Genomic DNA, 5630 nt, shown 5'->3' on the forward strand with positions numbered 1-5630 from the left:
GGTTGTGTGCGTCAAGTTCTGCAAAAAGGGGCGGCCATGGAGCTGGTCATGCGGCTTGGCGCAGAGCGAGCTTCTTGTGCTCGCGCAGGTCGTCCATGTTGATGTAGCGGTTGGCCTCCATCCAGTTTTCGTTGGTTTCGACGGCCAGTGCCCTGACGAGGCGCAGGCAACTCTGTGAGTTTGGAAAGATGCGCACGACATAGGTGCGCCGTCGGATTTCCTCGTTGAGCCGTTCAAGCATGTTGGTGCTCTTCAGATGTTTGTGGTGCTGGCGTGGCAGACGAAAGAAGGTCAGCGTGTACTCGATGGTCTCCTCCACCCATGTCGTCAGTCGTGGGTAGCGGGCCGACCATTTGGCAAGCCATGCGGCGAGATCGGCCTTGGCCTCGGCGAGATCGCGCCGGTCGTAGAGCCAGCGCAGTTCCTGCAGGCAGTCGTCGCCATGCTTTCTCGGCAGGTGATCGAGCGCGTTCCTGAGGAAGTGCACGTAGCAGCGCTGCCATGCAGCTTCCGGGATCACCTCGCCGATCGCCGCGACCAGGCCGGCATGATCGTCGGACACGACCAGTTCGACGCCCCTGAGGCCGCGTGCCTTCAAGCCGACGAGGAAGTCCCTCCAGGCCGAGCGGCTCTCGCGATTGGCCATCTCCACGGCCAGGATCTGGCGGCGACCGTCCCAGTCGATGCCGACCGCGATCAGCACCGCCTGGCTCATGACGATGCCGGCTTCGCGCACCTTCTCGTAACGGGCGTCGAGGATGAGGTAGGCAAACGGCTCTTGAAGCGGGCGCTCGGCAAAGGCCTTCAGGCTCTCGTCCAGGCGTTTGTTGATGGCCGAGATCGACGAGGCCGAGAAGGCATGGCCACACAGCTCTTCCGTGATCGCCTTGACCTTCCGGGTCGAAACGCCCTGCACATACATCTCCGCAAGTGTGGCCACCAAGGCCCGCTCCGAACGCTGGTAACGCTCGAAAAGCTCGGTGGAGAAGCGCCCGGCCCGGTCCTGCGGAACCCGCAGCTCAAGCTTGCCAACACGGGTGACAAGAGTGCGGCCATAATAACCCGAGCGATAGCCGAGCCGCTCCGGTGTGCGCTCGCCTTTCGAAGCACCCAGAGCCTCGTCCATCTCGGCCTCGAGCACCTCCTGCATCACCGCACGGATCACTTCATGCAGACCTTGCGGGTCCGAAAGCAGAATGTCTTTGACGGCGGCGCTGGCGGTCTTACTTTCAGTCTTGGTCATGGTGGCGTTCCTTCGCGGGAATCAGGTGACGTTGAACATCACCAGCCTGCCATGACCGCCCTCGTTCAGCGAATTTGCAGAACTCTCAGCACACTACCCAATTTCGACATAAACCCAGCAATCTCAAATGGTTGCTTGGGATTGTCTTGATGCCGGCATCACCTGTTCGCCACCGGGCATTCCAACCGGACGCTGCCACGCCGTGAGTTTCCCTTTGCCGATCAATTCACGGAACATTGAATCCGCTAGAAATCGTTATGGATCCGAAACAGCGGCTGCAGTTGCAGCGAAACTGTTGGGCATCAACGTCACGCCATATCAGCCGCGAACGACACCGAATGACAGCGTAGGCAGAACGCATCGATCATGGGTGCGTCTGCGCGGAAGGTGAATCTAGTTACTGTTCTCCCGGGCGGTTCTCGCGCAATGCGACGCATTAACAATGACTTAGTTGCTAATCGTCGTCACATGAGCAACTGCAAACGGTGGTTTGCAGTTTGCACACCCCGCAGGATGAGCGAGATGAGCAGCGCGATTACATATTTCAGGGTCTCGACACAACGGCAGGGCCGCTCAGGTCTGGGCATCGAGGCACAGCGCGCCGCAGTTGCGCGATTTGCCGAAGGGGCTGGCATCGTCCTTCTTCAGGAGTTCACCGAGATCGAAACCGGCAAGGGAGCCGATGCGCTTGATCGCCGGCCTCAGCTGGCCGCCGCGCTCGCCGCAGCCCGCCAGGCGAAATGCCCGGTGCAGGTCGCCAAACTCGACCGGCTCTCGCGCGATGTCGCATTCATCGCCGGCCTGATGGCGCAGCGCGTGCCATTCATTGTGGCCGAACTCGGTGCTGACGCAGACCCCTTCATGCTGCACCTCTTTGCGGCGCTCGCCGAAAAGGAGCGCCGCATGATCTCGGAGCGGACGAGGTCCGCCCTCGCCTCGCGGAAAGCCTGCGGCACGAAGCTCGGCAACCCGAGCAAAAGTGCCATGGCGGCGGCCAAGGGTCGCGCGGTCTCGATCCAGGAAGCCGACCGGTTCGCCGCGACTGTTTTGCCGATCATGCAGGAAATTCAGAACGCCGGCGTGACCAGCCTCCGTGGCCTTGCCATTGCGCTGAACAACGGCGGCGTCAGAACCGCACGTGGCGGGCAATGGCAGGTCTCGAATGTGCGTAACCTGCTGGCCCGCCTTCCCGCCAGTCCGCTTGTATAATCGGGAATATCTGCGATCCCCCGCCTGTCGTGAGAATGCCATCCGGCTCGGCACGCAGGAAACCCGCTGTGTTGTTGAGTGCCGGGCTTCTTCTGCAACCGAGATACCGCGGGGCAATCCCGCAAGGACACACTCTAACAGACTAGCGGTCTTTGATTTTGTTCTTCACCTGAGCCGCAAGTTCGGGCGTCACGTCAATGCCGTGCGCCTCCTTGGCGTGGACAGCCACCTTCCTAAGAAGTTGCTCCTCTGTCTCAGGCTTTGAAGTCGCAGCCGGGCACGATGTCACCGCAAGCTATTTCCTTCACTGTTCAGTCCTCCCGATGCGTCGGCAGGGGAACGGGGCAGTATCTTTTCTCCTGCCGGCCAAATATTTAACCACAGCGGCGGCGCAAGAGATAGATTAGCCAGGACGTGGCGAGGTTCGGCCGGCCCCTAGCCCACAAATGCGGCCCCAAGCGCGCCACATACCGAAAAAGTCCGTGCCGTTGTCAATCCAGCACGGAGCGAGAGTTCTGGTTTGTAGGCATTTCGATAACCATTCGGAGCTCGAAGCGCTTCAGGCTAATTTGTCTATTGGCCGGAACGTGGTATGTTCCGTTACGTCAGGGGAACGCCACATGCAGAGCAATGGCAGTGGGCCGAAAATGCCCTCCACACTCGCAGTGAAACTTCGGGAAATTAAGGACGCCCTCGCAACTCTAACTGCGGAGGAGCGTGAGTTTCTGGTCACCAATCCAAGAGCGGTCGAAGACACATTCGGTGCAGTGTGCCCCACAAACCTGAAAAAGGTGAAATCACTCCTTGATAGGTACTTAGCTACGGAGCGGCCGTTTCCGCCGCATGGTTACTCTAATGTCGTCAAACTGACGAAGGCCCAACAAGAGGAGGTTCGCCGGCTGCAATCGCAGATTCTCGAAAAGCAGGGTGTCGCTACGGAGAAGCAAGGTCTCGCGAAGATCCGGGGCGAAAGAACCGATCCCTTTCCTGACGCCGATCCGGAGCCGACTTCGGACGAGGAGGAATAGCCATGAGCTTCAAAGTGCTGGCGTGTTTGGTCGCCCACGCACCTTACCAGCCTGATTTCCTGGCATCCGACGCGAATGAAGTGAGCGAATATCAGCTAACCGACAGAATTCCCGGATGGGACGATTGGCTGAACGACAATTCCATCAACGCATATATGGCGACCGCGACGACGGGGCGGGTTCGTGGCCAGGCATGGGGCGTCAGCAACCCATTTACAAACTTCCGTTCCGTTGTTGGAGGACAGTTTCGGTATGAGTATGTTTTGAATCCCGCTGACGTGCTGTTCCCCGAAGAACGGTATCGTTTCTCGCTCGATATCGAGACCGATGGCCGTTTTCTTCATACACCCGCGGTTCCCCGTCCTGCTGACGAGCGGGAACCGCCGGCGCGTACTTTCAGCCAGATGGACATATTGTTGTCGGTCTTCCAGTTGCTGCCGGGAGGTACCTCTCAAGCGATCGCGGCCGATCTGAGACAGCAGGATCTGTTTCGAATGCTGGATGCTAGCCAATTCCTCGAGGAGACCATCAATACTCGCCAAACGGTCAGCCAAGATTTCTTCCCGGGAGGGCAAAATCCCATCGTGTTCCGGATTGTGCGGAGCGTATTTGCTGCCGCAACTGGAGAGTACTCAGATATCCGGATCCGCGGTTCGGAAGGACGGCGCAATTTTCGCGTTCGTGTCTCGAACCCAAGAGTCCAGCGGGTGTTAGAGCCGAGCGATCCTTGTTTTGCCGTTCTGAATCCGCCATTCCAGATCATAAACCAGAAGTTTTCTGAAGTCGGCCGATAGCGCTACGAGCGGCTGGCCCTCGAAGGACAGGGCGTGCCTTATAAGCTACTGGTTATCCAAAAGACGCCAGACATCTCCGAGGTAGCCGCCGTGCCGGATCGTCCGGCGATCGATCGCGTAGCGGGCCGCTGGTGTACTGCGCCACCCGGCGGACGATGCGCAGCCGTTCAATGTGAAAACCCGTGCGGCAGCAAGCATGGAAATGACTCGCCTTCTCTCTGGCTCGGGCGTTAACTACACTGCCTTTTGGGAGGAGGCGACAATGACCATGTATCTTACGCGCTTCAGCTACACGCCCGAGACATGGGCACGCATGATCGAAAACCCGGAGGATCGACGCAAGGCGGCCCGTGCGTACATCGAGTCGGTGGGGGAAAAGCTGCACGGCTTCTGGTACGCTTTCGGCGAGCACGATGGCTGGAATCTGTGGGAGGCACCGGACAATGTTTCGATGGCATCTGTCGTGCTTGCAATCGGCGCTGGGGGGCGCTCAGCTCGTGCGAGACGACCGTCCTCCTCAGCGTTGAAGAGACGATGGAAGCGCTTGGGAAGGCTAAGTCGATCCGGTATCGCCCGCCGGGAGCATGAGACCCCCTCTCCTGCACAAGGATCCGGCCAACGACCTCGGGCGAGCCTGCTCGCCGGCTAGCCGTGTATCGCCCTGCTCTCCCGCGTTGCGCAGCGGCGATTGACCCGGCGGGACGGTGCGCCATGGTGTGCGCCGCGGGCACGGGCACGGCAGGTCGGCGGCCAGGCCCCAAAACTTGGACGCCGGCGCCTTTCGTGGTGATGCGCGCGGAGGGAAATCATGGACGGATATGTCTCGTCGAAGAACTTCTCGGCATGACAAAAGAGCTGACCATTTCACCAGGGCCGATCTAGGCGAGATGATATTAGTTGCGGCAACTGAAATCATAAAACTGCGAGGCTGTTAAAGGAGCCCAGCGGGCCGAGTGAGCACAGCCACTGGCCACGTCTCGCCTTTTCCTTCCTCGTTTTCGGCGATCTTGCTGTATTTGGTCGACCGTGAACTATCCGCAAGCCATTGATCTGGCATGTTGATTGAGGCGGATAGCGGCTTTGGAATTGCAGGATTGGCGGTTTATGAGCGCTGTTTTCCTGCAATTTGGTTTTGCGATTCCCTTGTGCTGCGGAGCGTGATTCACTCGGTTCGGCGGCGGCGAATCGAGGGGACGGCGAATGTCCAAGCCACGCGAGAAGCGCGAGACGGGAGAGCAGGATCTGTTCCGCTCCAGGCTCGATCAGATCATCAACATGAAGCACGAGCTGGTGCGGCTGGCGCAGGCGATCGACTGGCCGGTGCTGGAGGAGCGTTTCGGCGCCGTCTATTCGGAC

4 protein-coding genes and 3 pseudogenes are annotated in these 5630 nt (G+C 59.4%); 5 read left to right on the forward strand and 2 right to left on the reverse strand.

What is annotated here, in order from left to right; all coding sequences use genetic code 11:
- Window positions 1-46: 46 nt before the first annotated feature.
- Entirely contained in the window at window positions 47-1243 is a 1197-nt protein-coding gene (locus tag IQ26_RS38465) for an IS256 family transposase (protein WP_145715523.1), read from the reverse strand.
- 513 nt (window positions 1244-1756) lie between these two features.
- Here IQ26_RS38465 and IQ26_RS38470 point away from each other — a divergent pair.
- Window positions 1757-2452: a recombinase family protein gene (locus IQ26_RS38470; protein ID WP_407660262.1), complete on the forward strand. Its 696-nt coding sequence runs from the start codon at window positions 1757-1759 to the stop codon at window positions 2450-2452.
- Between the two features lie 142 nt (window positions 2453-2594).
- Here IQ26_RS38470 and IQ26_RS41790 read toward each other — a convergent pair.
- Window positions 2595-2760: pseudogene (locus IQ26_RS41790) on the reverse strand (DUF1059 domain-containing protein).
- A gap of 312 nt (window positions 2761-3072) precedes the next feature.
- Here IQ26_RS41790 and IQ26_RS38485 point away from each other — a divergent pair.
- The 4 genes and pseudogenes from IQ26_RS38485 to IQ26_RS38500 all read left to right on the forward strand — a co-directional run.
- Window positions 3073-3480 carry a hypothetical protein gene (locus tag IQ26_RS38485; RefSeq protein WP_145723529.1) on the forward strand — a complete coding sequence of 136 codons (408 nt, stop codon included), beginning with the start codon at window positions 3073-3075 and terminating at the stop codon, window positions 3478-3480.
- A 2-nt stretch (window positions 3481-3482) separates the two neighbouring features.
- Complete coding sequence (locus IQ26_RS38490) at window positions 3483-4274, forward strand: hypothetical protein (RefSeq protein ID WP_145723530.1); 792 nt, start codon at window positions 3483-3485, stop codon at window positions 4272-4274.
- Window positions 4275-4536: 262 nt separating this feature from the next.
- Window positions 4537-4862, forward strand: a pseudogene (locus IQ26_RS38495) (GYD domain-containing protein).
- Window positions 4863-5474: 612 nt separating this feature from the next.
- Window positions 5475-5630: pseudogene (locus IQ26_RS38500) on the forward strand (IS5/IS1182 family transposase); the annotation flags it as partial.

The organism is Mesorhizobium tianshanense (genome assembly GCF_007830515.1).
GTDB classification, from domain to species: domain Bacteria; phylum Pseudomonadota; class Alphaproteobacteria; order Rhizobiales; family Rhizobiaceae; genus Mesorhizobium; species Mesorhizobium tianshanense.

What these genes read in the sequence shown, in the direction of transcription:
- IQ26_RS38465 (WP_145715523.1), bottom strand. Translation starts at nt 1,243, where the DNA reads ATGACCAAGACTGAAAGTAAGACCGCCAGCGCCGCCGTCAAAGACATT.
- IQ26_RS38470 (WP_407660262.1), top strand. Translation starts at nt 1,757, where the DNA reads ATGAGCGAGATGAGCAGCGCGATTACATATTTCAGGGTCTCGACACAA.
- IQ26_RS38485 (WP_145723529.1), top strand. Translation starts at nt 3,073, where the DNA reads ATGCAGAGCAATGGCAGTGGGCCGAAAATGCCCTCCACACTCGCAGTG.
- IQ26_RS38490 (WP_145723530.1), top strand. Translation starts at nt 3,483, where the DNA reads ATGAGCTTCAAAGTGCTGGCGTGTTTGGTCGCCCACGCACCTTACCAG.